Here is a 26,608-nt window from a genome sequence, read left to right as displayed (position 1 = left end):
GGCCCGGGAAGCCTGACCCACGAGCAGGCTTCCCGGGCCGTTCCCGTACCCGGCCCCCGTAGCCCGCCGGTCCGTACGAGACTTGGGCCATGTCTCTCCGCATCGCCCACACCGCCGACCTCGACCCCGCCGAGCTGCGCGCCGTGCGCGCCCTCCTCCAGGAGGCGTTCGGCGGGGACTTCGCCGACAGCGACTGGGAACACGGGCTGGGCGGCCTGCACGCCCTCGTCCACGACGAGGCCGGGCTCGCCGCCCACGGCTCGGTCGTCATGCGCCGCGCCCGGCACCGGGGCCGCTGGCTGCGCGTCGGCTACGTCGAGGCGGTGGCCGTACGGCCCGACGCCCGGCGCCGGGGGCACGGCGGGCGGGTGATGGCGGCGCTGGAACGGATCGTCGAGCGGGCGTACGACCTCGGCGCGCTCGGCGCGAGCGACGACGGCGCCCGGCTGTACACGGTCCGGGGCTGGCAGCGCTGGCCCGGCAGGATCTGCGCCCTGTCCCCGGACCGCGGGATCGTGCGGCTCGCGGCGGAGGAGGGTGACGTGTTCGTGCGGCCCGCTCTGGCCGGTGCCCTCGACCCCGCCCACGAGCTGATCTTCGACTGGCGCGACGGAGACGTCATGTAACCCGTTCGCCCCAACCGCCCCAGCCGTCAAAATCCCAGCTCACGGGCGGGTGACCGGCCTCGCCGTCTCAGATAGTAGGAAGTCCGAGTAATTGTGCAGACAGAAGCGGGCCGCTCGCTTACTTTTGTAGGAGCCGAACGTCTCGCTCCATCAAGCGAATGGCGGTCGTGAGCCGGGCCCCGTGCAGGCAACCCCTGTGGCACCGCTCCCCGCCCCTTCCGGCGTCTCGTATCCCCCCTGCCGTACTCCACGTATGCCGAAGGAGTCGATTCCCATGGCCGAGACGACCGTCCGCCGCCGGGTCCGCCACGTGTCCCGCTCCAGCGAGTCCGAGCGCAAGAACGCCGCCGCTGCCCTCCAGCGCGCCCTCGACCGCCGCGACAACGGCGGCGAGACCGGCCACTGAGCCGTCGGCGCGCCGTTGACGCACCGCCGGTAACACGTGTAACAACCCCTCAACGGGAGCCGCGCCCGCACGGGGTACGGCGCGGCCGGGACAGCCGCGCCGTACCCCGGGGATCAGCCGCCCCGGCGTATCTCGAAGTGGTCCATCCGCGCACCGCTCCGCCCAGTGGAAGCCCATGTCCGTGCCGGGGTGATCCGGTGCCGGGGATGTCCATGCCGGGAACGTGCCCGGAACAGGCCAACACCGGCCACAGGTACGGGTGAACGCCCGTCGACGGAACGACCCGCCGCGTCCGCATGCCGGACGGTGTGTGTCATCCCATGGGACGCGGAGTAGGGTGCCGACATGTCTCGCAGCATCGATCTCGCAGTGATCCCCGGTGACGGCATCGGGCAGGAAGTCGTGGCCGAAGGCCTCAAGGTCCTCTCCGCCGTCCTCCCGGGGGACGTGAAGCTGGAGACCAAGGAGTACGACTTCGGCGCCAAGCGCTACCACGCCACCGGTGAGACGCTCACCGGCGCCGACCTCGACGCGCTGAAGCAGCACGACGCCATCCTGCTGGGCGCCATCGGCGACCCGAGCGTGCCCTCCGGCGTCCTGGAGCGCGGCTTCCTGCTGAAGCTCCGCTTCGCCTTCGACCACCACGTCAACCTGCGTCCGTCGAAGCTCCTCCCGGGTGTCGCCACCCCGCTGGCCGGCGAGCCGCAGATCGACTTCGTCGTGGTCCGCGAGGGCACCGAGGGCCCGTACACCGGCAACGGCGGCACCATCCGCAAGGGCACCGCGCACGAGGTCGCCACCGAGGTGTCCGTCAACACGGCCTTCGGCGTCGAGCGCGTCGTGCGGGACGCCTTCGCCCGCGCCCAGGCCCGCCCGCGCAAGAAGCTCACGCTGGTCCACAAGAACAACGTGCTGACCTTCGCCGGGCACCTGTGGACGAACATCTTCAACCAGGTGGCCGCGGAGTTCCCCGAGGTCACCACGGACTACATCCACGTCGACGCGGCGACCATCTACCTGGTCACCGACCCCGGCCGCTTCGACGTCATCGTCACCGACAACCTCTTCGGCGACATCATCACCGACCTCGCCGCGGCTGTCTCCGGCGGCATCGGCGTCGCGGCGAGCGGGAACATCAACCCCTCCCGCGAATTCCCCTCGATGTTCGAGCCCGTCCACGGCTCCGCGCCCGACATCGCCGGCCAGGGCAAGGCCGACCCCACCGCCACGGTCCTGTCCGTCGCCCTGCTGCTGCGCCACCTCGGCTACGAGGCCGAGGCCGCCCGCATCGACGAGGCCGTCACCGCCGACCTCACCGAGCGCCAGGGCAAGCCCGTCCGCTCCACCTCGGAGATCGGTGACGCGCTCGCCGTACGAGTAGCCGGCTGACCCGCCGAGCTTCTCCGATCATTCAGAAGCCGCCGGGTCGCACAAGCGCTCGGCGGCTTCCCCATGCCTGCCGCCGGGTGCCACCATCGACCCCGGGTCCGCATTCACCCCGATTCCTTCCACCTCGGCCCCCGCGCGATAATCGAACGCGGAGCCGCGCCCTGAGGGAATGCTCGGACGTCCTAGGACAAGGGTGTGAGCGCGGCCCATCACTACAACCGGTGAAGGACACCTACTCATGACGACGCCCACGATCGAGCTCAAGCCGTCCGCGCACCCGCTGCCCGCCGCGGAGCGCGAGGCGATCCTGGCCAGCCCCGGATTCGGCCGCCACTTCACCGACCACATGGTGACGATCAAGTGGACCGAGGGCCGCGGCTGGCACGACGGCCAGCTCGTCCCGTACGCGCCGATCCCCCTCGACCCGGCCACCAACGTCCTGCACTACGCCCAGGAGATCTTCGAGGGCCTGAAGGCCTACCGCCGCCCCGACGGCTCGGTGGCCACCTTCCGCCCCGACCAGAACGCCAAGCGCTTCCAGCGTTCCGCCCGCCGGCTCGCCATGCCCGAGCTGCCGGTGGAGACCTTCATCGAGGCCTGCGACCTGCTCGTCCAGCAGGACAAGGCGTGGGTTCCGGCACACGGCGGCGAGGAATCCCTCTACCTGCGCCCCTTCATGATCGCCACCGAGGTCGGCCTGGGCGTCAAGCCGGCCAACGAGTACCTCTTCCTGGTCATCGCCTCCCCGGCCGGCGCCTACTTCCCCGGCGGCGTGAAGCCGGTCTCCATCTGGGCCTCCGAGGACCGCGTCCGCGCCGTCCCGGGCGGCATGGGCGACGCCAAGACCGGCGGCAACTACGCGGCCTCCCTGCTCGCCCAGGCCGAGGCCGCCGCCCAGGGCTGCGACCAGGTCTGCTACCTCGACGCGGTCGAGCACAAGTGGGTCGAGGAGCTCGGCGGCATGAACCTGTACTTCGTGTACGGCGACAAGATCGTCACCCCGACCCTCACCGGCTCCATCCTCGAAGGCGTCACCCGCGACTCCCTCCTCACCGTCGCCCGCGACCTCGGCTACGAGTCCGAGGAGGCCCGGGTCTCCATCGAGCAGTGGCAGCGCGACTCCGAGAACGGCACCCTCACCGAGGTCTTCGCCTGCGGCACCGCCGCCGTGATCACCCCCGTCGGCACGGTCAAGCGCGCGACCGCCGAGTGGCAGCAGTCGGGCGGCGAGCCCGGCGAGGTCACCCTCAGGCTCCGCGAGGCCCTCCTCGACATCCAGCGCGGCAAGGCCGAGGACAAGCACGGCTGGATGCACCAGCTCGGCTGATCGATCTTCGGGTGTCCGTTCGACGCGTATCACCTCCCCCGTACGGGTATCTCCTGAGTCCGCACGGGGGAGGGAGCACGCGTGAGCGGACGGTCGCCGATGCCTCGGCTGCGCTGGCTGATGCGCACGTTACGCACGCCGCGCCGCCCGCAGAGCCTCACCGTGCTCGCCCTGCTCACCGCCGTCGCGGGCCTGCTGCTGTGGCGGGCCTCGACGATGGACAACTACGGGCAGAACCTCGCCCTCAACCTCGGCACCGACATCGTCGGCGTGGTCGTCACCGTGTTCGTCATCGGCCCGCTGATATCCCGGGCCCAGGAGGGCCGGGTCCGCGAGCACACCCGGCTGGACTACGAGTGGTTCGCCGCCCAGGTGCACGGCGCCACCTCGAACGTGAAGGTCCTCGACACCTTCTCCAACCTGTTCGGCCCGCAGTTCTCCGAGCGCCTGTTCCGGGGCGTCAGGTCCGCCACCGCGAGCGGTGCCCGGGTGCAGATCCTGCTCCTGGACCCCGACTCCCTCGCCGTCATCCTGCGCGGCCGCGAACTGGGCGAGCAGAGCGCCGACATCCGCCGCGACATCATGCGTAACCTGCGCACCCTGGACGGGTTCGCCCGCCGCCTGGACACCGCCTCCCGGCAGCTCCTGGAGGTGCGGCTGTGCTCCACCTCCCCCGGCGTCACCCTCTACCGCTGGGACGAGCGCTGCCTGGTCTCCTTCCTGACCGTCGGCCGGCTCTCCGGCGAGGGGGTCCAGCTGGAGGTGGCGGTCCGCTCTCCGCTGGGCACCTTCGTCGAACAGCGCTTCGACGAACTGTGGCAGCAGGGCAAGCCGATGGACCGGTTCACCCGCCTGCCCGTCACCCTCGTCGACGCCACGGACGGGCGACGCGAGTTCGTCTGCCACTTCGTCTTCCTCGACGACCGGCTGTACGTCGCCGCCCCGGACCTCGTCACCTACCTGGCCCGCCACCGGCTCGACCAACTCAGCGCCTACAGCGAGACGCTGACCGGATCCGGCGCGCACGAGGTCATCGTCGTGGACGACGAGAGCGAGCTGCATCGCCGGCTCATCCACCACTTCGGGGAGAAGTACGATGCGCAGGCGGCCGCCTTCGTGGAGTTGCGGCCGTCCACGGTCCTGGTCACGGAATAGAGGGCCCCCGCACCATGAGCTCAGCGCACCACCCCCGCTTTCGCGCCTTCACGCCCCGTGACCTGGACGGTCTGCTCCGGCGTGTCTCCCTGACGGACGATCAGCGGCTGGCGCTGCGGGCGGTCTCCTCGGTCCTGCCGTTCCGTACCAACGCGTACGTCGTCGACGAGCTGATCGACTGGACGGCCGTACCCGAGGACCCGGTCTTCCGGCTGACCTTCCCGCAGTCCGGGATGCTGCCCGCCCCCGACGTCCGCCGGATGGCCGACCTGCTGGCGAGGGACGCGCCGCGCGCCGAGATCCAGCGCGCCGCGCACGAGATCCGGATGCGGCTCAACCCGCACCCCTCCGGCCAGCTCGACGCCAACGTCCCCGTGCACGAGGGGCAGCGGCTGACCGGCCTGCAGCACAAGTACCCGGAGACGGTGCTGGTCTTTCCGCGCCAGGGCCAGACCTGCCACGCGTACTGCACCTACTGCTTCCGCTGGCCGCAGTTCGTCGGCGAGGCCGACCTGCGCATCGCGACCGACGACATCGCGGCCACCGGTTCCTATCTGCGGGCCCACCCCGAGGTCGCCAGCGTCCTGGTCACCGGCGGCGACCCGCTGGTGATGAGCACGGAGGTGCTGCGCCGCTACGTCGAGCCCCTGCTGGGGATCGACACCGTCCGCTCGATCCGCATCGGCACCAAGTCCCTCGCCTTCTGGCCGTACCGCTTCACCACCGACCGCGACGCCGACGACCTGCTGCGGCTCTTCGAGGAGGTGGTGGCGAGTGGGCGGCACCTGGCGCTCATGGCCCACTTCACGCACCCGCAGGAGCTGCGCCCGCCCGTCGTACGGGAGGCGATGCGACGCGTCCGGGACACCGGGGCCGTGATCCGCTGCCAGGGTCCGCTGGTGGCCGGGATCAACGACAGCGCGGAGGCCTGGGCCGAGCTGTGGGAGACCACGACCACGCTGGGTGCGGTGCCGTACTACCAGTTCGTGGAGCGGGACACCGGTCCGCAGGGCTACTTCGGCGTCCCGCTGGCCCGCGGCCACGCCGTCTTCCGCGACGCCTACGCGCGCGTGTCCGGTCTCGCCCGTACGGTCCGCGGGCCGGTCATGTCGGCGATGCCGGGCAAGGTCTGCGTGGACGGCGTCGCCGAGGTGGCCGGTGAGCGGGTCTTCGTCCTCCACCTGATCCAAGCCCGCGATCCGGGCCTGGTCGACCGGCCGTTCTTCGCCGCCTACGACGAGGGGGCGACGTGGTGGACCGACCTGAAGCCGGCGTTCGGGGAGAGCCGGTTCCTGCCGGGGCTGGAGCCGGGGTGACGGTCCTTCCGGGGGGCTGCGTCCCCAGCCCCCCGTCGGCCTGAACGGCCTCGTCCTCGAACGCCGGACGGGCTGGAAAGTGGTGCTGTCCGGTCTTTGTCTTCGGAGGCCGGGTGGGGTGGGGGGTGGTGTGGACCGGTCTTCGTCGTCAGACTCCGGACGGGCTGAGGGGCGGTGCGGACCGGTCCTCGTCCTCGGACCCCGGACGGGCTGAGCGAGTCCGGGCCGGGCCGCCGCCGCTCCCGGGTTCCAGCAGCAGACAGACCGTGCCGCCCACCAGCCCCGACAGCAGGAAGCTGCAGTCCACCCCGCCCGTGAGCGACAGCAGTGGTCCCTCGTACGTCGGCAGGGAGACCGCCAGCAGGCCGACGCCCGCTCCCAGCGCCCAGGAGACGGTCGCCCGGATGTTCCAGCCCGCCCGGTACCAGTAGACGCCGCCCCGCGAGCGCCGGTTGAAGACCTGGAGGGCGTCCGCGTCGTACACGCCCCGGCAGCGGGCGAAGCCGATCAGGGTGATGACCGCCCACGGGGTGCCGATGGCGGTGAGGAGGAGGACGAAGGACGTCATCGCGGACTGGGCGTTCCAGGCGTAGTGGCCGGCGAAGACGCAGGCCGTGGCGACGATGGCGACCGTGTACGTGGCGCGGGCGCGGGACGCCCGGGGGAGGATCGCGTCGAGGTCGAGACCCATGGAGTAGAGCATGAGGCCCGCGTTGCCCACCGAGCCCGCGGAGGCGGAGAGCAGGAGTGGGACCAGGTACCAGGCGGGGGAGGCCGACACCAGCGGGCCCGCGTAGTCCGCCGCCGCCCGTGCCGCGTACGCGGTGAACGTGCCGAAGAGCTGCGGCACCAGCAGGCCCAGGACCAGGCCCAGCCAGGTCGCGTGCAGGACCCGGCGGGAGGTGTGGCGGGCCGGGGAGATGTAGCGGGTGTAGTCGCCGAGGAGGGTGATGAAGGCGACCGGCCCGGACAGGCCCGCCGCCACCGCCGCCAGACACCAGGTCGGCCAGAAGCCGCCCAGCAGGTAGCCGCCCGCCTCCGGCAGCGCGGAGGTGGTGAAGTGCGGGGCGTAGGCGAAGATCCCGAGGAGCAGCAGGGCCGTCATGCCGACGGCGAGGACCTTGGACATCGCGAGCAGCACCCGGTAGCCGTAGACCGCGCCCGCCACCGTCGCCCCCGCGAGCACCGTGTAGACCACGGCGTACGCAACCCCGTCCGCGGGCAGCCCGAACAGCCGGCCCAGCACGCTCACCATCACGTCGCCGCCGATCCACACGGTCAGCGCGGTGTACCCGAGGGCCAGCAGCAGGCCCACCACCGAGCCCACCAGCCGCCCGCGCACCCCGAACTGGGCGCCCGAGGAGGTGGAGAGGTTGGTGGCGGTGCGCAGCGAGACCAGCGCCAGCGGGGCCGTGAAGACCGTGCCGATCAGCGTGCCCGCCACGATCGCGCTCACCGACGCCCACCAGCCGAGCCCGAAGGACGGCGGCAGCCAGCCGAAGATGATCACGCCGAGGCAGAGGTTGGAGCCGAGCAGGATCGAGACCAGGTCCCTCGGGCCACTGGTGCGTTCCTCGTCCGGGATCGTGTCGACTCCGCGCTGTTCTATCGGCATGGCTGGTCTCCTTCGACGGCCGTCCACGAGTTAGAGCGACGTTCAATGTGGGTGACCCGGCGTGCGATGTCAATGGTTCCCTTCTCGTATGCGGGCATTTAGAGTGTTGTTCTAAAGGGAGCCACGGATGAGGAAGCTAAGGAGGTGCCGGGCGTGCGACTGACCCCCACGGAACGTGACCGGCTGCTGCTCTTCGGTGCCGCCGAGCTGGCCCGTGCCCGCCGCGCCCGGGGCCTCCGGCTCAACGTGCCGGAGGCCACCGCGCTGATCGCGGACACAGTCTGCGAGGCCGCCCGGGACGGCCGGCGGCTCGCCGAGGCGATCGAGGCGGCCCGCTCCGTGCTCGGCCCGGCCGACGTGCTGCCCGGCGTCGCCGACATCGTCACCGAGGTGCACGTCGAGGCCGTCTTCGACGACGGCTCCAGGCTAGCCGTGGTCACCGACCCGATCGGGGGCGGGGGACTGGGCGAGGACGCGCCCGGCGCACTGCTGCCGGGGCCCGGGCACGCCGACCCGGAGGCGGTCGTACGGCTGACCGTCACCAACACCGCCGCCGTGCCCGTCTCCGTCACCTCGCACTTCCACTTCTTCGAGGCCAATCCGCGCCTCGACTTCGACCGCGCCGCCGCCTACGGCCTGCGGCTCGCCGTACCCGCCGGGTCGTCCGTGCGGTTCGGGCCGGGGGACTCGCTGGAGGTCGGTCTGGTGCCGATCGGCGGCGACCGGGTCGCCATCGGCTTCGCCGGGCTCGTGGACGGGCCGCTGGACGCGCCCGGCGCCCGCGAGGAGGCGCTGCGCCGCGCCGCCGCCTGCGGATACCTGGGTGTACGAGAGACAGAGGAGGCTGATCGATGAGCCGTCCCGGAGGCCACCCCGCCGAGGCCCGCCGCCTCACGCCGCACGAGTACGCGGCCACCCACGGTCCCCGTGCCGGCGACCGCGTCCGCCTCGGGGACTCGGGCCTCGTGATCCGCGTCGAGGAGGACTCCCAGCGCTACGGGGACGAGTTCCTGGCCGGCTTCGGCAAGACGGCCAGGGACGGCCTGCACCTCAAGGCCGCCGCCGTCCGGGAGACCTGCGACGTCGTGATCAGCAACGTCGTCGTCATCGACGCCGTGCTGGGGATCCGGAAGGTGTCCATCGGCATCCGCGAGGGGCGGATCTGCTCGATCGGACGGGCCGGGAACCCCGACACCCTCGACGGCGTGGACGTAGTCGTCGGCACCGGCACCTCGATCGTGTCCGGCGAGGGGCTCATCGCCACCGCCGGGGCCGTCGACACGCACGTCCACCTGCTGTCGCCCCGCATCATGGAGGCCTCGCTGGCCTCCGGTGTCACGACGATCATCGGGCAGGAGTTCGGGCCGGTGTGGGGCGTCGGCGTCAACTCGCCCTGGGCGCTGAAGCGCGCGTTCGACGCCTTCGACGCGTGGCCGGTCAACATCGGCTTCCTGGGCCGGGGTTCGTCCTCGCACGCGGCCCCGCTGGTCGAGGCCCTGGCCGAGGGCGGCGCCTCCGGCTTCAAGGTGCACGAGGACATGGGCGCCCACACCCGCGCCCTGGACACGGCCCTGCGGGTCGCCGAGGAACACGACGTCCAGGTCGCCCTGCACAGCGACGGGCTGAACGAGTGCCTGTCGGTCGAGGACACCCTCCGGGTCCTGGAGGGCCGCACCATCCACGCCTTCCACATCGAGGGCTGCGGCGGCGGGCACGTGCCCAACGTCCTGAAGATGGCCGGCGTCCCCCACGTCATCGGGTCCTCCACCAACCCCACCCTGCCCTTCGGCCGGGACGCGGTCGCCGAGCACTACGGGATGATCGTCTCCGTCCACGACCTCAAGACCGACCTGCCCGGCGACGCCGCCATGGCCCGCGACCGGATCCGTGCCGGGACCATGGGCGCCGAGGACGTGCTCCACGACCTGGGCGCGATCGGCATCACCTCGTCCGACGCGCAGGGCATGGGCCGGGCCGGGGAGACCGTCCGCCGGACCTTCGCCATGGCCGGCAAGATGAAGGCCGAGCTGGGCGCCCCGGACGACGGCCACGACAACGAGCGCGTGCTCCGGTACATGGCCAAGCTGACCATCAACCCGGCCATCGCCCACGGCCTCGCGCACGAGGTCGGTTCGATCGAGGTCGGCAAGCTGGCGGACATCGTTCTGTGGTCGCCCGAGTACTTCGGGGCCAAGCCGCAGCTCGTCCTCAAGTCCGGCTTCCCGGCGTTCGGCGTCACCGGTGACCCGAACGCGGCCACCGACACCTGTGAACCCCTCGTGCTCGGCCCCCAGTTCGGGGCGCACGGCGCCACCCCGGCCGACATCTCCGTCGCGTTCGTGGCACAGGCCGCCCTCGACCAGGGCCACGACACCATGCCCACCCGGCGCCGCCGGGTCGCGGTCCGCGGCACCCGCGGCATCGGACCGGCCGACCTGCGGCGCAACTCCCGCACCGGAGCGGTCGACGTCGACCAGCGCACCGGCCTGGTCACCCTCGACGGCGAACCGATCCACTCCGAGCCCGCCGACTCCGTCTCCCTCAACCGCCTGTACTTCCTCTGAGGATCACCGATGACTGCTGCCTCCGACGGCTTCCGGATGCCCGCCGAGTGGACCCCGCACGAGCGCACCTGGATGGCGTGGCCGGGCCCGAACCCCACCTTCGACGACGCCGACGACCTCGTCGCCGCCCGGATGGCCTGGGCGTCGGTGGCCCGTGCCGTCCTCCGCTTCGAACCGGTGACCGTCGTGTGCGGCCCCGGCCAGTCGGCGGCGGCACAGACGCTGCTCGGCCCCGGCGTCGACACCGTCGAGCGGGACCTCGACGACGCCTGGATGCGGGACATCGGCCCCACCTTCCTCACCAACGGGCGTGAACTGGCCGCCGTGGACTGGACGTTCAACGGCTGGGGCGCCCAGCACTGGGCCCGCTGGGAGCACGACGCGAAGATCGCCGCGCATGTCGCGGACCTCGCGGGCGCGCGGGCGTACGCCTCGCGCCTGGTCAACGAGGGCGGTGCGATCCACGTCGACGGCGAGGGGACCGTCCTGCTCACCGAGACCGTGCAGCTGGGCCCCGAGCGCAACCCGGGCTGGACGAAGGCGGAGGTCGAGGCCGAGATCCACGGCATGCTCGGCACCCGCAAGGCGATATGGCTGCCCCGCGGCCTCACCGGCGACTACCCCCCGTACGGCTTCGGCACCCTCGGCCACGTCGACATCGTCGCCGCCTTCGCCCGCCCGGGCGTCGTCGTCGCGCACTCCCAGCCGGACCCCGCGCACCCCGACCACGAGGTGAGCGAGGAGGTCATCGGCCTGCTGCGGTCCCAGACCGACGCCCGCGGCCGCAGCCTGGAGGTCGTCGAGGTACCCGCCCCGACCGTCCTGGAGGCCGACGGCCACTGGGCCGACTACTCCTACATCAACCACTACCTCTGCAACGGCGGGGTCGTGCTGTGCGGTTTCGACGACCCGCGCGACGAGATCGCCGCCGGGATCTTCCGCCGCCTCTTCCCCGGGCGGGCGGTGACCCTGGTGGACGCCCGTACGATCTTCGCGGGGGGTGGCGGTATCCACTGCGTCACCCAGCAGCAACCGAAGATCCCGTAGCAGTTCGAGGAGCCGAAGATGGCCGGTGGGCGCAGACAGGCCCCGCCCCGCGAGGACGTGCTCGCCGCCGCCATGACGATGATCGCCGGACGGGGCCTGGAGAAGCTCACCATGGCCGCGCTCGGCCGTGAGGTCGGCATGAGCAGTGGCCATCTCCTCTACTACTTCCACTCCAAGGACGAACTCCTGCTCCAGACCCTGGAGTGGAGCGAGGGCCGCCTGGGCGCCGAGCGCGGCCGGCTGCTCACCGGGCGCGGCACCACCCGCGAGCGCCTCGACGCCTACGTCGACCTGTACGTCCCCGACGGGCACCGGGACCCGCACTGGACGCTCTGGCTGGAGGTCTGGAACCGCTCGCAGAACGCCGACGAGGCGGCCCGCGACCGGCAGGCCGCCATCGAGGGCGCCTGGCACCGCGACCTGGTCGCGCTGGTCGCCGAGGGCGTCTCACGCGGCGAGTTCCGGCCCGTCGACCCCGACCGGTTCGCCGCCCGGCTGCGCGCGCTGCTCGACGGCTTCTCCATCCACGTGGCGATCGGCCTGCGCGGCACGGACCGGGCGCAGGTGCTCGGCCATGTGCGCGACTTCCTGGCGGCGGAGCTCCTCGCGGACACGTGACGGACTGCACACTGTTCGCATCATGAGACGGACGGTGAGCACGGGGCGGTCTGTGCCAGACTGCATCCGTGCTCTCGTTCGCCATGATTATGGGCAGCAGGCGCGCCGGTCCGCAGTGACCACCACGTACGACCAGGTACGGGTGGCCATCGTCGTCCTCGACCCGCGCGCAGACCTCTCGCACCCGCGAGGGGTTTTTTCGTTTTCCGGCCCACCTTCAGCCGGAGGACGGGCGCGAGGGACCATGGAGGGACGGTGGAGCCGGTCATTCCGGTACGACCGAGATTCGACATCAGGAGCCTTGAGACCATGACCGAGACGGAAACCAACGAGCTGGACGACTCGTTCCACGTCTTCGACACCACGCTGCGCGACGGCGCGCAGCGCGAGGGCATCAACCTCACCGTCGCGGACAAGCTGGCCATCGCCCGGCACCTGGACGACTTCGGCGTGGGCTTCATCGAGGGCGGCTGGCCGGGCGCCAACCCGCGGGACACCGAGTTCTTCGCCCGTGCCCAGCAGGAGATCGACTTCAGGAACGCCCAGCTGGTCGCCTTCGGCGCCACCCGCCGGGCGAACGCCAAGGCCGCGGACGACCCCCAGGTCAAGGCGCTGCTGGACTCCGGCGCCCCGGTGATCACCCTGGTCGCCAAGTCCCACGACCGGCACGTCGAGCTGGCCCTGCGCACCACCCTCGACGAGAACCTGGAGATGGTCCGCGACACGGTGTCCTTCCTCAAGGGCCAGGGCCGCCGGGTCTTCGTCGACTGCGAGCACTTCTTCGACGGCTACCGCGCCAACCCCGAGTACGCGAAGGCGGTCGTACGGGCCGCGTCCGAGGCCGGCGCCGACGTGGTCGTGCTCTGCGACACCAATGGCGGCATGCTCCCCGCCCAGGTCAACGCCGTCGTCTCCACCGTCCTCGCGGACACCGGCGCCCGGCTCGGCATCCACGCCCAGGACGACACCGGCTGCGCGGTCGCCAACACCCTCGCCGCGGTCGACGCGGGCGCCACCCACGTCCAGTGCACGGCCAACGGCTACGGCGAGCGGGTCGGCAACGCCAACCTGTTCCCGGTGGTCGCCGCCCTGGAGCTGAAGTACGGCAAGCAGGTGCTGCCCGAGGGCCGGCTCCGCGAGATGACCCGCATCTCCCACGCCATCGCCGAGGTCGTCAACCTCACCCCCTCCACCCACCAGCCCTATGTGGGTGTCTCGGCCTTCGCGCACAAGGCCGGGCTGCACGCCTCCGCGATCAAGGTCGACCCCGACCTCTACCAGCACACCGACCCGGCCCTGGTCGGCAACACCATGCGCATGCTCGTCTCCGACATGGCCGGCCGCGCCTCGGTGGAGCTCAAGGGCAAGGAACTCGGCGTCGACCTCGGCGGCGACCGCGAACTGGTCGGCCGGGTGGTGGAGCGCGTCAAGGAACGCGAGCTGAAGGGCTACACCTACGAGGCCGCCGACGCCTCCTTCGAACTGCTCCTGCGCGCCGAGGTCGAGGGCAAACCCCGCTCCTACTTCCGCATCGAGTCCTGGCGGGCCATCGTCGAGGACCGCCCCGACGGCACCCACGCCAACGAGGCCACCGTCAAGCTCTGGGCCAAGAGCGAGCGCATCGTCGCCACCGCCGAGGGCAACGGCCCGGTCAACGCCCTCGACCGCGCCCTGCGCGTGGGCCTCGAGAAGATCTACCCCCAGCTCGCCAAGCTGGACCTCGTCGACTACAAGGTCCGCATCCTGGAGGGCAAGCACGGCACCGAGTCCACCACCCGGGTCCTGATCTCGACCTCCGACGGCAGCGCCGAATGGTCCACGGTCGGCGTCGCCGAGAACGTCATCGCCGCCTCCTGGCAGGCCCTGGAGGACGCATACACGTACGGCCTGCTGCGCGCGGGCGTGGAGCCGGCCGAGTAAACGGGAGCCGGGGCCTGCTGCCGCCCCGCCGTGCCGGAGGCCGGGTGCTCGCGCCCGCGTGCCGGCGGCCGGCTGCCCGCCCCGCCGTGCCGGACGCCGGGCGGACTGCCCGGCGCCGGTTCGGCCGACGCCGGGCGGGCCTCACCTCTCTCCCGACCGAGTCGGGTGGCGGGTGGGCGAAGGCCCGGGGGTCCAGGGGGCGGAGCCCCCTGGGTGGGTTCGCCTACTGCAGGTGCCACTTCTGGTTGGCGGCGCCCGTGCAGGACCAGATCTGTGCCCGGGCCCCGTTCGCCGACGAGTTGTCCGTGACGTCCAGGCACTTGTTCGCCGCCGTGTTCACCACGTCACCGGTGGAGGAGTTGTACGACCACTGCTGCGCACCGGTTCCGTTGCAGTCGTACAACTGCACCTTCGCGCCGTCCGCCGTGGACGCCGACGTCACGTCGAGGCACTTGCCGAGCGCCCGGATCGACCCGTCGGACTGCACGGTCCACTGCTGGGCGGTGGACCCGTTGCAGTCGTAGAGCTGGACGGCCGTGCCGTTCGCGGTCGAACCGCCCGCCACGTCCAGGCACTTGCTCGCGAGCCCCACGAACGCGCCGGTCTGGCTGCCGCCGCCCGACTGGGTGCCGGACCAGGTGAAGGTCGCCGAGCTCTTGCCGGGGAGCGAGTACGTGGCGTGCTGGGAGCCCCAGTTGATGGTCACCGTCTGCGCGCTCGACGAGTCGTTGTAGGCGATCAGCGCCTTCGAGCCGTCGGGGTTGCGCCAGGCCACGTTCGGCACGGTGGTGGACGCGGTGGAGGCGATCCGCTGCGCGCCCGGCCGGACGAACTTCGTCAGGTGGCCCATGTCGTAGTACTCGACGGTGTAGTCGACCGTCCCGCTCGCGCCGTCCCCGTTGTGCACGGTGACCAGGCCCGTGCAGGTGCCGCAGCCGCCGTTGTGCGGACCCATGTTCTGGTCCACGGCCAGCGACCACTTGGTCACCGACTTCGCCCAGTTGCGGGTGTAGTCGATGATGTTGGACATGTCCTCCTTCTGCTGGTTGGCGACCCAGGTGCCACCGGAGTGTTCGGTGCCGAAGGCGTCCAGCGTGGGGTACTGGTTGTGCACGGTGGTCTGCTCGGAGACGTCACCGCCGTAGCCGTGCCAGGCGATCCCGCCGAAGTTGGGGTGGTTGCGGATCGTCGAGTCGTTGACGAGGGCGGCCGCGTAGGAGTCGTACACGTCCCAGTTCCAGTCGTGCGCGAGGACCTTGGTGGACAGGCCGGCCGACTGGAGCTGCGGCAGCAGGTCGTTCTTGAGGAAGTACTGCAGCCCGGAGGCGTTCCAGCTCATCGACGGGTAGCCGGAACAGCAGGTCGGCTCGTTCTGCGGGGTCACGTAGGAGACCTTGACGCCCTGCGCCTGGTACGCCTGGAGGTACTTCACGAAGTACGCGGCGTAGGCGGCGTAGTCCTCCGACTTGAGCCAGCCCCCGTTGAGCGAGCCGCTGTCCTTCATCCAGGCCGGTGCCGTCCATGGCGAGGCCATGACAGTCAGAGAGGGGTTCAGCTGGAGCGCCTGCTTGGTGAGCGGCACGACGTCCGCGAGGTCGTGCGAGATGGAGAAGCTGTTGAGGTTCGGGTCGGTCTGCCCGGCGGGTATGTCGTCGTACGTGTACCCGTACCGTGCCAGGTCCGAGGCGCCCATCGGATTGCGCAGGAACGAGAGACCGATGCCGTTCGTCGGCGAGAACAGCTTCTGCATGGTGGCGTCCCGGGTGGCCTGGGACAGCGCCCCGCTGCTGTTCATCAGCCAGGCCGCGGTGTCCGTGAAGGACGCGCCGCCGCCGGTGAAGGTCTGGTAGCGGGTGTTCTCGTCGACGGTGATGTTCGTGCCGCCGCCCCCGGTCCCGGAGGAGAAGGCGAACGGCGTCTGCGCCTGGAGTCCGCGGGTGACATGGCGTCCGGCGGAGTCGTCGGTGGTGGTGAGGTACGCGGTGACCTGCTCACCGGCCGCGTGCGCCGGCGGCACGACGGCGCTGAAGCCGGCCGCGGTGAGCAGTCCGGCCAGCAACAGGCGCAGGGTGTGGGGGGTTCTTCTCATGGGCACATCGCCCTTCCTGACGGGACGTCTTGACGGGTGCGCGAGCCGTTAGTTAACTCACGACGTGATCTAAGCCATGAGTGAACTGTGAGAGCCCCGAGTGAACCAGAGAGTCGAGGGAAGGTCCATGCCAAGAGCCGCCCTGCTCGTCTCCACCGCACTGCTCGCAGCCCTGATCCCGCTGTCCGCCGCCAGCGCCGCCGACGACCCCGCGCCCACCCCCGTCGACCGGTTCGAGGGCGAGGTCCCCTTCGCCTCCCAGCCGGCCGAGGGCATCTTCACCTGGGGAGGCGACAGCGACGACCCGCCCGCCCTCCAGTTCGCCGACCGCGCCGACGCCCCCGAGGGCGCCAAGGTCCTCGCCGGGACCTACGACATCAGCGGCTACGGCGGCTTCACCCACGACTTCGCCGCCACCGAGCCCGCCCACGACTGGTCCGCGCACCAGGGCATCCGCTTCTGGTGGGACGGCCAGGACAACGGCAAGAAGATCGCCTTCGAGATCAAGGACGGCGGCACCAACGGCGAGGCCTCCGAGCTGTGGACGACGTCCTTCACCGACGACTTCACCGGCTGGAAGCAGATCGAGATCCCGTTCACCGACTTCGTCTACCGGACCGACTACCAGCCGGTCGGCGGCATCGACCACGTCCTCGGCCTGACCCAGATGTGGGGCTACGCGGTCACCCTCCCCGTCGGGCTCAAGGGCCGGTTCGCCATGGACGACGTGGAGTTGTACGGCAAGGCCGACCAGGCGCTGCGCGCGTCGGTCAGCACGGACGCGGCCGTCTACCCGGTGAAGGAGGGCGGCACGGCGAGCGTGAAGGTCACCGTCGCCACCACCGGCTCCGCCCCGATCGACGACCCGGTCACCGTCGCGTACACGACGGAGGGCGGGACCGCCGAGGCCGGCAAGGACTACAAGGCGGTCTCCGGCACGGTCACCTTCCCGGCGGGCACGGCCTCCGGGGCCACGCGGACCATCAAGGTGCCGACGCTGAAGGACCGTTCGGCCGAGTCGGCGGAGACCATCCCGCTGAAGCTCGCGGTCACCGGCGCCAAGGCCCCCGCGGAGACCCCGCAGGTCGTCATCGACGCGCACGGACTGCCGTACCTGGACAGCAAGCTGCCCGTGAAGAAGCGGGTCGCCGATCTCCTCTCCCGGATGTCCCTGGAGGAGAAGGTCGGCCAGATGACCCAGGCCGAGCGCGGTGCCGTGGGCACCGGCGGTGACGTCGCCGCGTACGACCTCGGCTCGCTGCTCTCCGGCGGCGGCTCGACCCCGACGCCCAACACGGCCGCGGCCTGGGCGCAGATGATCGACGACTTCCAGCTCCGGGCGCAGGCCACCCGGTTCCAGATCCCGCTCATCTACGGCGCCGACGCCGTCCACGGCCACAACAACCTGGCCGGCGCCACGATCTTCCCGCACAACATCGGCATCGGCGCCACCCGTGACCCCGGACTCGCCGAGCAGGCCGGTGCGGTGACCGCCTCCGAGGTCCGGGCCACCGGCGTCTCCTGGGACTTCGCCCCCTGCCTCTGCGTCACCCGTGACGAACGCTGGGGCCGCTCCTACGAGTCCTTCGGCGAGGACCCGGCGCTCGTGAAGTCCATGGAGACCGTCATCCAGGGCCTCCAGGGGCGCGCGGACGGACGGGACCTGAAGGACGACGACAAGGTCCTGGCCACCGCCAAGCACTTCGTCGGCGACGGCGGCACCGCCTACGGCTCGTCCACGACCGGCACGTACACCATCGACCAGGGCGTCACCACGGTCACCCGGCAGCAGCTGGAGGCCATCCACCTGGCGCCGTACCAGACGGCCGTGGACCGGGGCATCGGCACGGTCATGCCGTCGTACTCCTCGCTGGAGATCGTCGGCGACGGCCAGGGCCCGGTGAAGATGCACGCCCGCGCCGACATGATCAACGGTGTGCTCAAGGGCCGGATGGGCTTCCAGGGCTTCGTGATCAGCGACTGGAACGCCATCGACCAGCTCCCGGGCGACTACGCGTCCCACGTCAGCACGGCCGTCAACGCGGGCGTCGACATGATGATGGTGCCGTACAGCTACCAGGACTTCACGAAGACCCTGATCGACCAGGTGAAGGCGGGCACCGTCAGCGACCGGCGCATCGACGACGCGGTGTCCCGCATCCTCACCCAGAAGTTCAAGCTGGGCCTCTTCGAGCACCCCTACGCCGACACCAGCAACGCCTCGAAGGTCGGTTCCTCCAAACACCGGGCCGTCGCCCGCCAGGCGGCCGCCGAGTCGCAGGTGCTGCTGAAGAACTCCGACGGCGTCCTGCCCCTGAAGAAGTCGCAGAAGGTCTACGTCGCCGGGTCCAACGCGGACGACCTCGGCAACCAGACCGGCGGCTGGACCATCACCTGGCAGGGCCAGTCCGGCACCCACACCACCGGCACCACCATCCTCCAGGGCATGAGGAACGCCGGGGGAGACGTCACCTACTCCAAGGACGCCTCGGCGCCGACGAGCGGCTACGACGTGGGCGTGGTCGCGGTCGGCGAGACCCCGTACGCCGAGGGCGTCGGCGACGTCGGCAACGGCAACGACCTCGTGCTGTCGGCGGCCGACCAGGCCGCCGTGGACAAGGTGTGCGCGGCCATGAAGTGCGCGGTGCTGGTCGTCTCCGGGCGCCCGCAGCTCATCGGCGACCGGCTCGGCGAGATCGACGCCCTGGTGGCCTCCTGGCTGCCGGGCACCGAGGGCGACGGCGTGGCCGACGTGCTCTACGGCAAGAAGGCCTTCACCGGGCAGCTCCCGGTCACCTGGCCGAAGTCCGAGGCGCAGCTGCCGATCAACGTGGGCGACGCGTCGTACGACCCGCAGTACCCCTTCGGCTGGGGCCTGACCACGCTGACCAAGGCGCCCAAGGGCGGTGAGGCCACCCTGCAGGCGCTCGGCGCGGCGGCGAGGGCGGCCGAGCGTTCGGGCTCCGGATCGGCAGGCCGGAAGGTGGTCGGCCAGGCCCGGCTGCTGGTCCAGGCGAAGATCGGGCAGTCGGTCACCGCGGCCGTCTCGAAGCCCTTCGCCGACGCCGACCACCTGCTGCTCACGGGCAAGTACGCGGCGGCGGTGGAGAAGCTGACGGAGGCCTACCGGGCAGCGTAGGAGGACAGCGCTCCCAGGGAGGCTTCGGGGTAGGTTCGAGGCATGAACGCGGTGCGACGGACCACCCGAAGCCTCCCGGGGCTGCTCTTCCTGGCGCTCGCGCTGGCGCTGGTCGCCCTGGCCGCGCCCGCCCCACGGGCGAGCGCGGCCACCGGCGTCTCCGCGGTCGCCGACGCCCTGCGCAAGAACCCGGTGTACGTCGACCCGGCGGCCGCCGCCCAGCTCTCCTCGGCCGACGCCGACGCGCTGGCCCGGCAGATCAAGGACGCGGACAAGCCTCTGTTCGTCGCCGTCCTGCCCGCCGGTTACCCCACCAAGGACCTCTTCACCGACCTGCGCACCGCCACCGGCATCACCGGCCTCTACGCCGTCCGCCTCGGCGACCGTTTCGACGCCCGCGCGGACTCCTCGGTCCTGCCCAGGACGGCCGTGCAGAACCTGGTCACCAGCGTCCAGGGCGAGAGCGCCAAGGCCCAGCTGACCGACTTCACCGGCCGCGCCCTGACCAACATGGGCGGCAAGGCCCCCGCCTCCTGGGGCGGCGGCAGCACGGGCGGCTCGGGAGTCTCCGGTACGGCGCTGATCGCGCTCGGTGCCGTGGTCGTGGCCGGCGGGGCGGGCGCCTACGCCCTGGTCCGCCGCAACCGCCGCCGCCACGAGGAGGAGCAGCGGGCCGCCCTGGACCGGCTCCGGGTGGTCGTGGACGAGGACATCACCGCGTTCGGCGAGGAACTCGACCGCCTGGACTTCCGCCCGGCCGAACCGGGCGCCGACGACGCGATGCGCGCCGACTACGAGAACGCGCTCAACGCCTACGACCAGGCGAAGTCCGCGATGGCCGGTGCCCGCAGACCGGAGGACGTCCGCGCGGTCACCCAGGCACTGGAGGACGGCCGTTTCTCGCTCGCCCGGCTGGCCGCCCGCCGCGAGGGCCGCCCGCTCCCGGAGCGCCGCCCGCCATGCTTCTTCGACCCTCGGCACGGCCCCTCCGTCACCGACGCCACCTGGACCCCGCCCGGTGGCGCGCCCCGCGAGGTCCCGGTCTGCGCGGCCGACGCCGCCCGCCTCGCCGACGGACACGACCCCGCGGTCCGCGAGGTCGACACCGACTACGGCCGGCGCCCCTACTGGGACGCGGGCCCGGCCTACGGTCCTTGGGCGGGCGGCTACTTCGGCGGCGGCATCCTCCCCGGCCTCCTCATCGGCACCGCCCTGGGCGGCTGGATGTCCGCCCCCGCCTACGCGGCCGACTACGGCACCGGGTACGGCGACTTCGGCGGCTTCGACACCGGCGGCTACCAGGGAGGCGACGTGTCCGGCGCGGACTTCGACCCCGGGGACTTCGGCTCCTTCGGCGGGGGCGGGGACTTCGGGGGCGGGGGCGGCGACAGCGGGGACTTCGGCGGCGGTTTCTGACCTGCTGTCCGTTCTTCCGCCTGTCCTACTGTCGGTCTTGCCGTCAGCCTTACTCTCAGCCTTGCTGACGGTCTTACTGAACGTCCCGCAGCCGCTCCAGCACGCCGGCCGCCAGCAGCAGGACTCCGCGCTCGGTCTCGCTCAACGCCCCGAGCGCCCCGGCCAGCCACGCGTCCCGCTGTGCCATGTCGTCCTCCAGCGCCCGCCGCCCGTCCTCGCTGAGGCTCAGCACGGACTGCCGCCGGTCCGAGGGGTCCGGCGCCCGCCCGATCAGCCCCTCCGCCTCCAGTTCCGCGAAGACCCGGGTCAGCGACTGCGGCCGCTGCCGCTCGGCCGCCGCGACCTCGCCGGGCGTGGCCGTTCCGTGCCGGTACAGGTGGCCGAGCACCGACAGCTGATTGGGACTGAGGCTCCCGTCCCCACGCTCCTGCCGCAGCCGGCGGTTGAACCGCAGCACGGCACGACGGATACGGGCGGCGTCGGCAAGATGCTCCATGACGAAAAATCGTACGCGATTGCTTACTACTACCACCTACCAGTGCCCCGTATTATCGCCACCGTGACCGCCAAACTCATACGCAACGCGTACGAAGCCGGGCTGACGATGACGGCCGTTCTGCTCTCCTGGGGGGCCGCGTTGGCCCTGGAGGGGATGGCCGGGCTGCACACCGACGTGCTGGTCCTCGCGGTCGCCCTCACCCTGACCCTCGCCTCGACCCAGCGCACCGCGGACACCCGCCGAAGGCTGACGGCACTCGTGCTGCTGCCCGTGACCGCCGCCGCCTCGATCTTCGTCGGCCGTCTGCTCGCCTCCCACTACGCGGCGGGCGCGGCCGTCTACACGGCCGGGATGGCACTGGCCATCTGGATCCGCCGCTTCGGGCCGGCCGCCACCAAGGCGGGCACGCTGCTCGCCCTCCCCCTGGTGGCCCTGCTCGTGGTCCCCGGTCCCGCGCTGCCGGCACAGGCCCAGAGCGGGCTTGTGACCTGGGGCTGGTCGGCGCTGATCGGGGCGATGGCGTGCGGCTCGGTCTGGCTGGTGCAGTCCCTCGGTGACCGTTTCGCCCCCTGGCCCCCGGCCCCCGCGCCCGCCATGTCCTCGCGCCGGTCCCGCCTCCACCCCCGCCCCAGCACCCGCATGGCACTCCAGATGGCCGCCGGGATCGCCGCGGCCTTCACGCTCGGCCACCTGCTCTTCGACGACCACTGGCCCTGGGTCGTCCTGACCGCCTATGTCGCCGCGAGCGGCAACCGCGGCCGAACGGACGTACTGCGCAAGGGAATCGAGCGGCTGGCCGGCGCCTGTGCGGGCACCCTCCTGGCGACGGGCGTGGCGGCCGCAGGCATCACCGGTCACACCGCCGTGGCCCTGATGTTCACCACCCTCACCATCGCCCTCTGGCTGCGTCCCCTCAGCTACGCCTACTGGGCCGCCGGCATGACCTGCGCCCTCTCCCTCCTCCTCGGCTACTTCGGCCAGCACGCGGGCTACCTGCTGCCGACCCGCCTGGAGGGCATCGCGGTGGGCGCGGTCCTCTCGGTGGCGTCGGCGTGGTGGCTGCTACCGGTACCAAAACGCCGCGAGCCCGCCGCGGCACGGCCGGCGTGGACCTAGTGGTGCCAGGCCTGGCCGCCTGTGTTGTGGATGAAGCGTTGCAGCACCTTGAGAGTGATGAGGTACTCCTCGTCGGAGACGCCCGCATGCCGTTCCGCTCGCAGCTCGTCCTGGACGGCCGCGGCCCTGGCGTAGAACGCCCTGCCGTCGGCCGTCAGGCTCAGGCGGCCCTCGGCGTCCTCGGTGATCCATCCCCGGGAGACGGTCGTGTCGATCTCGGACTCCATGATCTCGGGTCCGGAGCCCAGATAGTTCCGCAGGAGACGGGACACCTCGTCGCGGGTCCTGACCCGGTCGGCACGTGAGACCTGAGCGAGGACCCACCACTGCGGCTGGGTGGTGCCGATCTCGGAGAGGGAGGCGCGGATGCGGTCGACGACGGACTTGTAGGCGGCCCAACTCCAGTATCCGACGGGCTGCTGGAGCAGTTCGGCGTCGGTGTGCGAGTACTCCATGACCGGTACCTCCGTCTTGACCTGCCTGTTTCGGAGTGACCGACCATAGGAACTCAACCTCACTTGAGGTCAAGGTCCTTCAGCCGGCTCGGGCGCCCTCGGTTTCGGACGCCCGGTGGCGTAACGCAGCCCGGCGGCATGCCACCAGGCGGGCGGGGAGGGGGCGTTGACGGCGGAGGACGGCTGTTCCGGGTGCAGGCCGAGCCGCCGGAGGGCACCGGCCTCGACCGACACGCTCATCCACCCGCGCCAGTGCCCGGTGGTGTCGCGTCGGCAGGCGAGGCCCCACCGGAGTTCGTCCTCCGCGAACGGCATCCAGTCGATGCCCCGCTCACGCAGTCAGGCGCAGAGCGCGACGAAGGGGCGAGGACGCCCGGGCACGTTCTCGTACGAGGTGATGAGGACCCAGTCGGTCTGCTCAGTCGCGGGTGACGCGGTCAAGGAACTCACTCCAGGTGGAGGGGGAGACGGTGGGCATCGGCCCGTCGGGCGCCTTGGAGCCGCGGACGTGGACGGGGGCGGCCGTGGGCGCGACCTCGACGCAGTCGCCGCCTTCGCTGCCACTGCAGCCGGACTCGAACCACTGGAGTGCGGTGCTCATCGGTCTCCTGGCAGTCCGTTCGGGTGGTGGGGCGCGGGAGCCGGGGAAGGTCGTGTGGTGCGAATGCGCGGCCGAGGGGATCCAGGTGTCTTCTGCAGAGCTTGCGGTCCGGCTCACCTGCTCCGTCCGTCCGCGCATGGCCGACGACACCCAGGAGCGTGGGCCGCGGCACACGAGGGACGTCCGGATACGGCCGAGCGCCGCCCTCAGGGGAGTGGAGGGCGGCGCTCAGCGGGCGTGCTCGGGGCCGGCGGTCCGGCGCCGCGGGCTCACGCGCTCTTGATCGCCGAGATGTCGAAGTTCAGCTTGATCTTGTCGGAGACGAGGACGCCACCGGTCTCCAGCGCCGCGTTCCAGGTGACGCCCCAGTCGGAGCGCTTGATCTCGGCCTTGCCCTCGAAGCCGACGCGCTCGTTGCCGAACGGGTCCTTGGCGGCGCCGTTGAACTCCAGGTCGATGGTGACCGGCCGGGTGACACCGAGGATCGTGAGGTCGCCGGTGATGCGGTAGTCCTCGCCGCCGAGGGCCTCCGCCTTGGTGGAGCGGAAGGTCATCGTCGGGAACTCGTCGATCTTGAAGAAGTCGGCCGACTTCAGGTGACCGTCGCGGTCCGGGCTGCCGGTGGTGATGCTGTCCATCTTGATGTCGAGGGAGGCCGTGGACTTGGACGGCTCGGTGCCGTCCAGGTGCAGGGTGCCCTCGAACTCCTGGAAGCTGCCCTTGACGTTGGTGACCATCGCGTGGCGGGCCACGAAGCCGAGCGTGCTGTGCGCCGGGTCGATCGTGTAGTCGCCGGTCAGCGCGGCCGTGTCCGCGGTCGTGCCGGCGGCGGTGGTCTCGTCGTTCTTGCGGCTGAAGATGCCCATGAGGTGCTCCTTGCGGCGTGATGTTTAACGTTCAACGAACTCAACGAAAGACACCGTAGACCCATTCCCTTCAACCTTCAACATCATCGGTGCGCGTGTTGCGTTCCTTACTCACCGTAACGCCGCGTGGGTCCGGTGTCGTGGCGGGACCCTCGGGGGGAGCGGCTAGGCTCTGTGTGGGTGAACCGCCGTCCGGAGGCCTGTGTCACTCCGCGGGTGGTATGGACCGGCCGTGAATGTGAGGCGCGTCTCGGCCCCGCCCTTGTGGCACCCCTACAACGGCGAAGCCCCCTGAGCAGTCGGAACGGCTGCATGAGGTTCTGGTTCTGTTCAGTGGTTCCAGGAAAACGTGCCGGAGACTGTACGGAGTCGACGTCTCGCAATCCTTGGTGTCCTTCGTAAGGTCGCTACATGACCGTTTTGGAAGAGACGACGGGTGAACCCACCGGTGAGCCGACGGACGCGCGCGGGCGGGTCGCGGAGCTGCACGAGATCCGTGCGGTGGCCGTGGCGGGCCCCGGCGAGAAGGCGACCGAGGCGCAGCACGCCAAGGGCAAGCTGACGGCCCGGGAGCGCATCGAGCTGCTCCTGGACCCGGGTTCCTTCCAGGAGGTCGAGCAGCTGCGCCGGCACCGCGCGGTCGGCTTCGGCCTGGAGGCCAAGAAGCCGTACACCGACGGTGTCATCACCGGCTGGGGCACGGTCGAGGGCCGTACGGTCTTCGTCTACGCGCACGACTTCCGGATCTTCGGCGGCGCGCTGGGCGAGGCGCACGCCACCAAGATCCACAAGATCATGGACATGGCCATCGCGGCCGGCGCCCCGCTGGTGTCGCTGAACGACGGCGCCGGCGCCCGGATCCAGGAAGGTGTCTCCGCCCTGGCCGGCTACGGCGGCATCTTCCAGCGCAACACCAAGGCGAGCGGTGTCATCCCGCAGATCTCCGTGATGCTCGGCCCCTGCGCCGGCGGCGCGGCCTACTCGCCCGCCCTCACCGACTTCGTCTTCATGGTCCGCGAGACCTCGCAGATGTTCATCACCGGACCGGACGTCGTCAAGGCGGTCACCGGCGAGGAGATCACCCAGAACGGCCTCGGCGGCGCCGACGTCCACGCGGAGACCTCCGGCGTCTGCCACTTCGCCTACGACGACGAGGAGACCTGCATCGCGGAGGTCCGCTACCTCCTCTCGCTCCTCCCGCAGAACAACCGCGAGAACCCGCCGCGCGTCGAGTCCTCGGACCCCGTCGACCGCCGCAGCGACGTCCTCCTCGACCTGGTCCCGGCCGACGGCAACCGGCCGTACGACATGGCCAAGGTGATCGAGGAGATCGTCGACGACGGCGAGTACCTGGAGGTCCACGAGCGCTGGGCGCGGAACATCATCTGCGCGCTGGCCCGGATCGACGGCCAGGTGGTCGGCATCATCGCCAACCAACCGCAGGTCCTCGCGGGCGTCCTGGACATCGAGGCGAGTGAAAAAGCTGCGCGCTTTGTCCAGATGTGTGACGCTTTCAATGTTCCGATCGTCACCTTCCTGGACGTACCGGGCTTCCTCCCCGGTGTCGACCAGGAGCACGGCGGGATCATCCGCCACGGCGCGAAGCTCCTCTACGCCTACTGCAACGCGACCGTGCCCCGGATCTCCCTGATCCTGCGCAAGGCGTACGGAGGTGCCTACATCGTCATGGACTCCCAGTCGATCGGTGCCGACCTGACCTACGCCTGGCCGACGAACGAGATCGCGGTCATGGGCGCCGAGGGTGCCGCCAACGTGATCTTCCGCCGGCAGATCGCGTCCGCCGAGGACCCCGAGGCCATGCGGGCCCGCATGGTCAAGGAGTACAAGTCCGAGCTGATGCACCCCTACTACGCGGCCGAGCGCGGCCTGGTCGACGACGTCATCGACCCGGCCGAGACCCGCGAGGTGCTCGCCAAGTCGCTGGCGATGCTGCACACCAAGCACGCCGACCTGCCGTCCCGTAAGCACGGCAACCCCCCGCAGTAATCCTGCGGAAACCTCTCTCACGGAGACTGACACCCATGAACGTGCCTGACATCCGCGTCGAGAAGGGCAACGCCGACCCGGAGGAAGTCGCCGCCATAACGGCGGTCCTCCTGGCCCGCGCGGCCGCCCGGTCGACCGACGACACCGAGCAGACCCACCGCGGCCGCGCCAAGGCAGGCTGGCGCCGCCTGGAGCGCGAGAACGGCTTCCGGGCCCCGCACAGCTGGCACGGCTAGGCTGCGCCGTCCGGCCGGCAGTACGCAGGAGAAGGGCCCCTCTGGCTTCAGAGGGGCCCTTCTCCTGTACGCCAAGGACTCTCGGCCGGTTCGGCACCGCCGGCCACCGCCGTCGGGGCTGAGCGCCGTCGCGGCGAAAAAGGACTGACCGCGTCGCGGTGGAAAGGAACCGGGCCGCTGCGGGTGTGAGGTGGGGCGGTG

At 71.1% G+C, this 26,608-nt stretch carries 23 protein-coding genes; 16 read left to right on the top strand and 7 right to left on the bottom strand.

Going from position 1 to position 26,608, the window contains the following annotated elements; genetic code table 11:
- The first annotated feature begins 89 nt into the window (after positions 1-89).
- The 6 genes from BLW82_RS12865 to BLW82_RS12840 all read left to right on the top strand — a co-directional run bounded on the left by BLW82_RS12865 (position 90) and on the right by BLW82_RS12840 (position 6,219).
- Positions 90-626 carry a GNAT family N-acetyltransferase gene (locus BLW82_RS12865; protein WP_093498916.1) on the top strand — a complete coding sequence of 179 codons (537 nt, stop codon included), beginning with the start codon at positions 90-92 and terminating at the stop codon, positions 624-626.
- Between the two features lie 274 nt (positions 627-900).
- Positions 901-1,032, top strand: a complete 132-nt coding sequence (locus BLW82_RS45400) for a hypothetical protein (RefSeq protein WP_093498915.1) — start codon at positions 901-903, stop codon at positions 1,030-1,032.
- Between the two features lie 345 nt (positions 1,033-1,377).
- Complete coding sequence (locus tag BLW82_RS12855; RefSeq protein ID WP_093498914.1) at positions 1,378-2,421, top strand: 3-isopropylmalate dehydrogenase; 1,044 nt, start codon at positions 1,378-1,380, stop codon at positions 2,419-2,421.
- A gap of 238 nt (positions 2,422-2,659) precedes the next feature.
- Positions 2,660-3,748 carry a branched-chain amino acid aminotransferase gene (locus BLW82_RS12850; protein WP_093498913.1) on the top strand — a complete coding sequence of 363 codons (1,089 nt, stop codon included), beginning with the start codon at positions 2,660-2,662 and terminating at the stop codon, positions 3,746-3,748.
- Between the two features lie 81 nt (positions 3,749-3,829).
- Positions 3,830-4,903, top strand: a complete 1,074-nt coding sequence (locus tag BLW82_RS12845) for a hypothetical protein (RefSeq protein WP_143063662.1) — start codon at positions 3,830-3,832, stop codon at positions 4,901-4,903.
- Between the two features lie 14 nt (positions 4,904-4,917).
- Positions 4,918-6,219 (top strand): KamA family radical SAM protein, encoded by a 1,302-nt coding sequence (locus tag BLW82_RS12840; protein WP_093498911.1) that lies wholly within the window; start codon positions 4,918-4,920, stop codon positions 6,217-6,219.
- Positions 6,220-6,367: 148 nt separating this feature from the next.
- Here the strand turns inward: BLW82_RS12840 and BLW82_RS12835 are convergent, their stop codons facing one another.
- Positions 6,368-7,834 (bottom strand): cytosine permease, encoded by a 1,467-nt coding sequence (locus BLW82_RS12835; RefSeq protein ID WP_256215779.1) that lies wholly within the window; start codon positions 7,832-7,834, stop codon positions 6,368-6,370.
- 153 nt (positions 7,835-7,987) lie between these two features.
- Between BLW82_RS12835 and ureA the strand changes: the two genes are divergently transcribed.
- From ureA to cimA, 5 genes are all read left to right on the top strand, one after another.
- Positions 7,988-8,689, top strand: a complete 702-nt coding sequence (gene ureA / locus BLW82_RS12830; protein WP_093498910.1) for an urease subunit gamma — start codon at positions 7,988-7,990, stop codon at positions 8,687-8,689.
- Entirely contained in the window at positions 8,686-10,398 is a 1,713-nt protein-coding gene (locus BLW82_RS12825; RefSeq protein ID WP_093498909.1) for an urease subunit alpha, read from the top strand. Before ureA ends, BLW82_RS12825 begins: the two co-directional genes overlap by 4 nt.
- A 9-nt stretch (positions 10,399-10,407) precedes the next feature.
- Positions 10,408-11,445, top strand: a complete 1,038-nt coding sequence (locus tag BLW82_RS12820) for an agmatine deiminase family protein (RefSeq protein ID WP_093498908.1) — start codon at positions 10,408-10,410, stop codon at positions 11,443-11,445.
- An 18-nt stretch (positions 11,446-11,463) separates the two neighbouring features.
- Positions 11,464-12,063 (top strand): TetR/AcrR family transcriptional regulator, encoded by a 600-nt coding sequence (locus BLW82_RS12815; RefSeq protein WP_093498907.1) that lies wholly within the window; start codon positions 11,464-11,466, stop codon positions 12,061-12,063.
- A gap of 309 nt (positions 12,064-12,372) precedes the next feature.
- A complete protein-coding gene (gene cimA, locus BLW82_RS12810) occupies positions 12,373-13,983 on the top strand; it encodes a citramalate synthase (protein ID WP_093498906.1) in 1,611 nt (536 codons plus the stop codon).
- A 223-nt stretch (positions 13,984-14,206) separates the two neighbouring features.
- On the opposite strand, the gene BLW82_RS12805 is transcribed toward cimA, so the two are convergent.
- The gene (locus BLW82_RS12805; RefSeq protein WP_093498905.1) at positions 14,207-16,072 is read right to left on the bottom strand and encodes a ricin-type beta-trefoil lectin domain protein; all 1,866 of its coding nucleotides are present in this window, start codon (positions 16,070-16,072) and stop codon (positions 14,207-14,209) included.
- A gap of 127 nt (positions 16,073-16,199) precedes the next feature.
- Between BLW82_RS12805 and BLW82_RS12800 the strand changes: the two genes are divergently transcribed.
- Complete coding sequence (locus tag BLW82_RS12800) at positions 16,200-19,211, top strand: glycoside hydrolase family 3 protein (protein WP_093498904.1); 3,012 nt, start codon at positions 16,200-16,202, stop codon at positions 19,209-19,211.
- Positions 19,212-19,253: 42 nt separating this feature from the next.
- Positions 19,254-20,627 (top strand): hypothetical protein, encoded by a 1,374-nt coding sequence (locus tag BLW82_RS12795; protein ID WP_093498903.1) that lies wholly within the window; start codon positions 19,254-19,256, stop codon positions 20,625-20,627.
- Positions 20,628-20,700: 73 nt separating this feature from the next.
- On the opposite strand, the gene BLW82_RS12790 is transcribed toward BLW82_RS12795, so the two are convergent.
- A complete protein-coding gene (locus BLW82_RS12790) occupies positions 20,701-21,123 on the bottom strand; it encodes a MarR family winged helix-turn-helix transcriptional regulator (RefSeq protein ID WP_093498902.1) in 423 nt (140 codons plus the stop codon).
- Between the two features lie 63 nt (positions 21,124-21,186).
- Here BLW82_RS12790 and BLW82_RS12785 point away from each other — a divergent pair, with 63 nt between their 5' ends.
- Positions 21,187-22,242, top strand: a complete 1,056-nt coding sequence (locus tag BLW82_RS12785) for an FUSC family protein (RefSeq protein WP_107408530.1) — start codon at positions 21,187-21,189, stop codon at positions 22,240-22,242.
- Here BLW82_RS12785 and BLW82_RS12780 read toward each other — a convergent pair.
- The 4 genes from BLW82_RS12780 to BLW82_RS12765 all read right to left on the bottom strand — a co-directional run bounded on the left by BLW82_RS12780 (position 22,239) and on the right by BLW82_RS12765 (position 24,164).
- Positions 22,239-22,697, bottom strand: a complete 459-nt coding sequence (locus tag BLW82_RS12780; protein WP_093498900.1) for a MarR family winged helix-turn-helix transcriptional regulator — start codon at positions 22,695-22,697, stop codon at positions 22,239-22,241. The two genes, BLW82_RS12785 and BLW82_RS12780, sit on opposite strands and share 4 nt — an antisense overlap.
- A 69-nt stretch (positions 22,698-22,766) precedes the next feature.
- A complete protein-coding gene (locus tag BLW82_RS12775) occupies positions 22,767-23,012 on the bottom strand; it encodes a hypothetical protein (RefSeq protein WP_093498899.1) in 246 nt (81 codons plus the stop codon).
- 103 nt (positions 23,013-23,115) lie between these two features.
- Complete coding sequence (locus tag BLW82_RS12770) at positions 23,116-23,298, bottom strand: DUF397 domain-containing protein (RefSeq protein ID WP_093498898.1); 183 nt, start codon at positions 23,296-23,298, stop codon at positions 23,116-23,118.
- A gap of 269 nt (positions 23,299-23,567) precedes the next feature.
- Entirely contained in the window at positions 23,568-24,164 is a 597-nt protein-coding gene (locus BLW82_RS12765; protein ID WP_093498897.1) for a YceI family protein, read from the bottom strand.
- 411 nt (positions 24,165-24,575) lie between these two features.
- Here BLW82_RS12765 and BLW82_RS12760 point away from each other — a divergent pair, with 411 nt between their 5' ends.
- Positions 24,576-26,171, top strand: coding sequence for an acyl-CoA carboxylase subunit beta (locus BLW82_RS12760; protein WP_093498896.1), 1,596 nt, complete (start codon positions 24,576-24,578; stop codon positions 26,169-26,171).
- Between the two features lie 35 nt (positions 26,172-26,206).
- Entirely contained in the window at positions 26,207-26,407 is a 201-nt protein-coding gene (locus BLW82_RS12755) for an acyl-CoA carboxylase subunit epsilon (protein WP_093498895.1), read from the top strand.
- Positions 26,408-26,608: the final 201 nt, after the last annotated feature.

This window comes from Streptomyces sp. Ag109_O5-10 (genome assembly GCF_900105755.1).
Lineage (GTDB): Bacteria > Actinomycetota > Actinomycetes > Streptomycetales > Streptomycetaceae > Streptomyces.
The sequence above is the reverse complement of the archived record's forward strand: the minus strand, read 5'-3'. Positions and strand labels throughout refer to the sequence as shown.

Coding starts and splice junctions, on each gene's coding strand:
- BLW82_RS12820 (WP_093498908.1), top strand. CDS start 10,408: ATGACTGCTGCCTCCGACGGCTTCCGGATGCCCGCCGAGTGGACCCCG.
- BLW82_RS12755 (WP_093498895.1), top strand. CDS start 26,207: ATGAACGTGCCTGACATCCGCGTCGAGAAGGGCAACGCCGACCCGGAG.
- cimA (WP_093498906.1), top strand. CDS start 12,373: ATGACCGAGACGGAAACCAACGAGCTGGACGACTCGTTCCACGTCTTC.
- BLW82_RS12780 (WP_093498900.1), bottom strand. CDS start 22,697: ATGGAGTACTCGCACACCGACGCCGAACTGCTCCAGCAGCCCGTCGGA.
- BLW82_RS12765 (WP_093498897.1), bottom strand. CDS start 24,164: ATGGGCATCTTCAGCCGCAAGAACGACGAGACCACCGCCGCCGGCACG.
- BLW82_RS12815 (WP_093498907.1), top strand. CDS start 11,464: ATGGCCGGTGGGCGCAGACAGGCCCCGCCCCGCGAGGACGTGCTCGCC.
- BLW82_RS12865 (WP_093498916.1), top strand. CDS start 90: ATGTCTCTCCGCATCGCCCACACCGCCGACCTCGACCCCGCCGAGCTG.
- BLW82_RS12850 (WP_093498913.1), top strand. CDS start 2,660: ATGACGACGCCCACGATCGAGCTCAAGCCGTCCGCGCACCCGCTGCCC.
- BLW82_RS12795 (WP_093498903.1), top strand. CDS start 19,254: ATGAACGCGGTGCGACGGACCACCCGAAGCCTCCCGGGGCTGCTCTTC.
- BLW82_RS12840 (WP_093498911.1), top strand. CDS start 4,918: ATGAGCTCAGCGCACCACCCCCGCTTTCGCGCCTTCACGCCCCGTGAC.
- BLW82_RS12760 (WP_093498896.1), top strand. CDS start 24,576: ATGACCGTTTTGGAAGAGACGACGGGTGAACCCACCGGTGAGCCGACG.
- BLW82_RS12855 (WP_093498914.1), top strand. CDS start 1,378: ATGTCTCGCAGCATCGATCTCGCAGTGATCCCCGGTGACGGCATCGGG.
- BLW82_RS12800 (WP_093498904.1), top strand. CDS start 16,200: ATGCCAAGAGCCGCCCTGCTCGTCTCCACCGCACTGCTCGCAGCCCTG.
- BLW82_RS45400 (WP_093498915.1), top strand. CDS start 901: ATGGCCGAGACGACCGTCCGCCGCCGGGTCCGCCACGTGTCCCGCTCC.
- BLW82_RS12770 (WP_093498898.1), bottom strand. CDS start 23,298: ATGAGCACCGCACTCCAGTGGTTCGAGTCCGGCTGCAGTGGCAGCGAA.
- BLW82_RS12835 (WP_256215779.1), bottom strand. CDS start 7,834: ATGCCGATAGAACAGCGCGGAGTCGACACGATCCCGGACGAGGAACGC.
- BLW82_RS12790 (WP_093498902.1), bottom strand. CDS start 21,123: ATGGAGCATCTTGCCGACGCCGCCCGTATCCGTCGTGCCGTGCTGCGG.
- BLW82_RS12775 (WP_093498899.1), bottom strand. CDS start 23,012: ATGCCGTTCGCGGAGGACGAACTCCGGTGGGGCCTCGCCTGCCGACGC.
- BLW82_RS12805 (WP_093498905.1), bottom strand. CDS start 16,072: ATGAGAAGAACCCCCCACACCCTGCGCCTGTTGCTGGCCGGACTGCTC.
- BLW82_RS12825 (WP_093498909.1), top strand. CDS start 8,686: ATGAGCCGTCCCGGAGGCCACCCCGCCGAGGCCCGCCGCCTCACGCCG.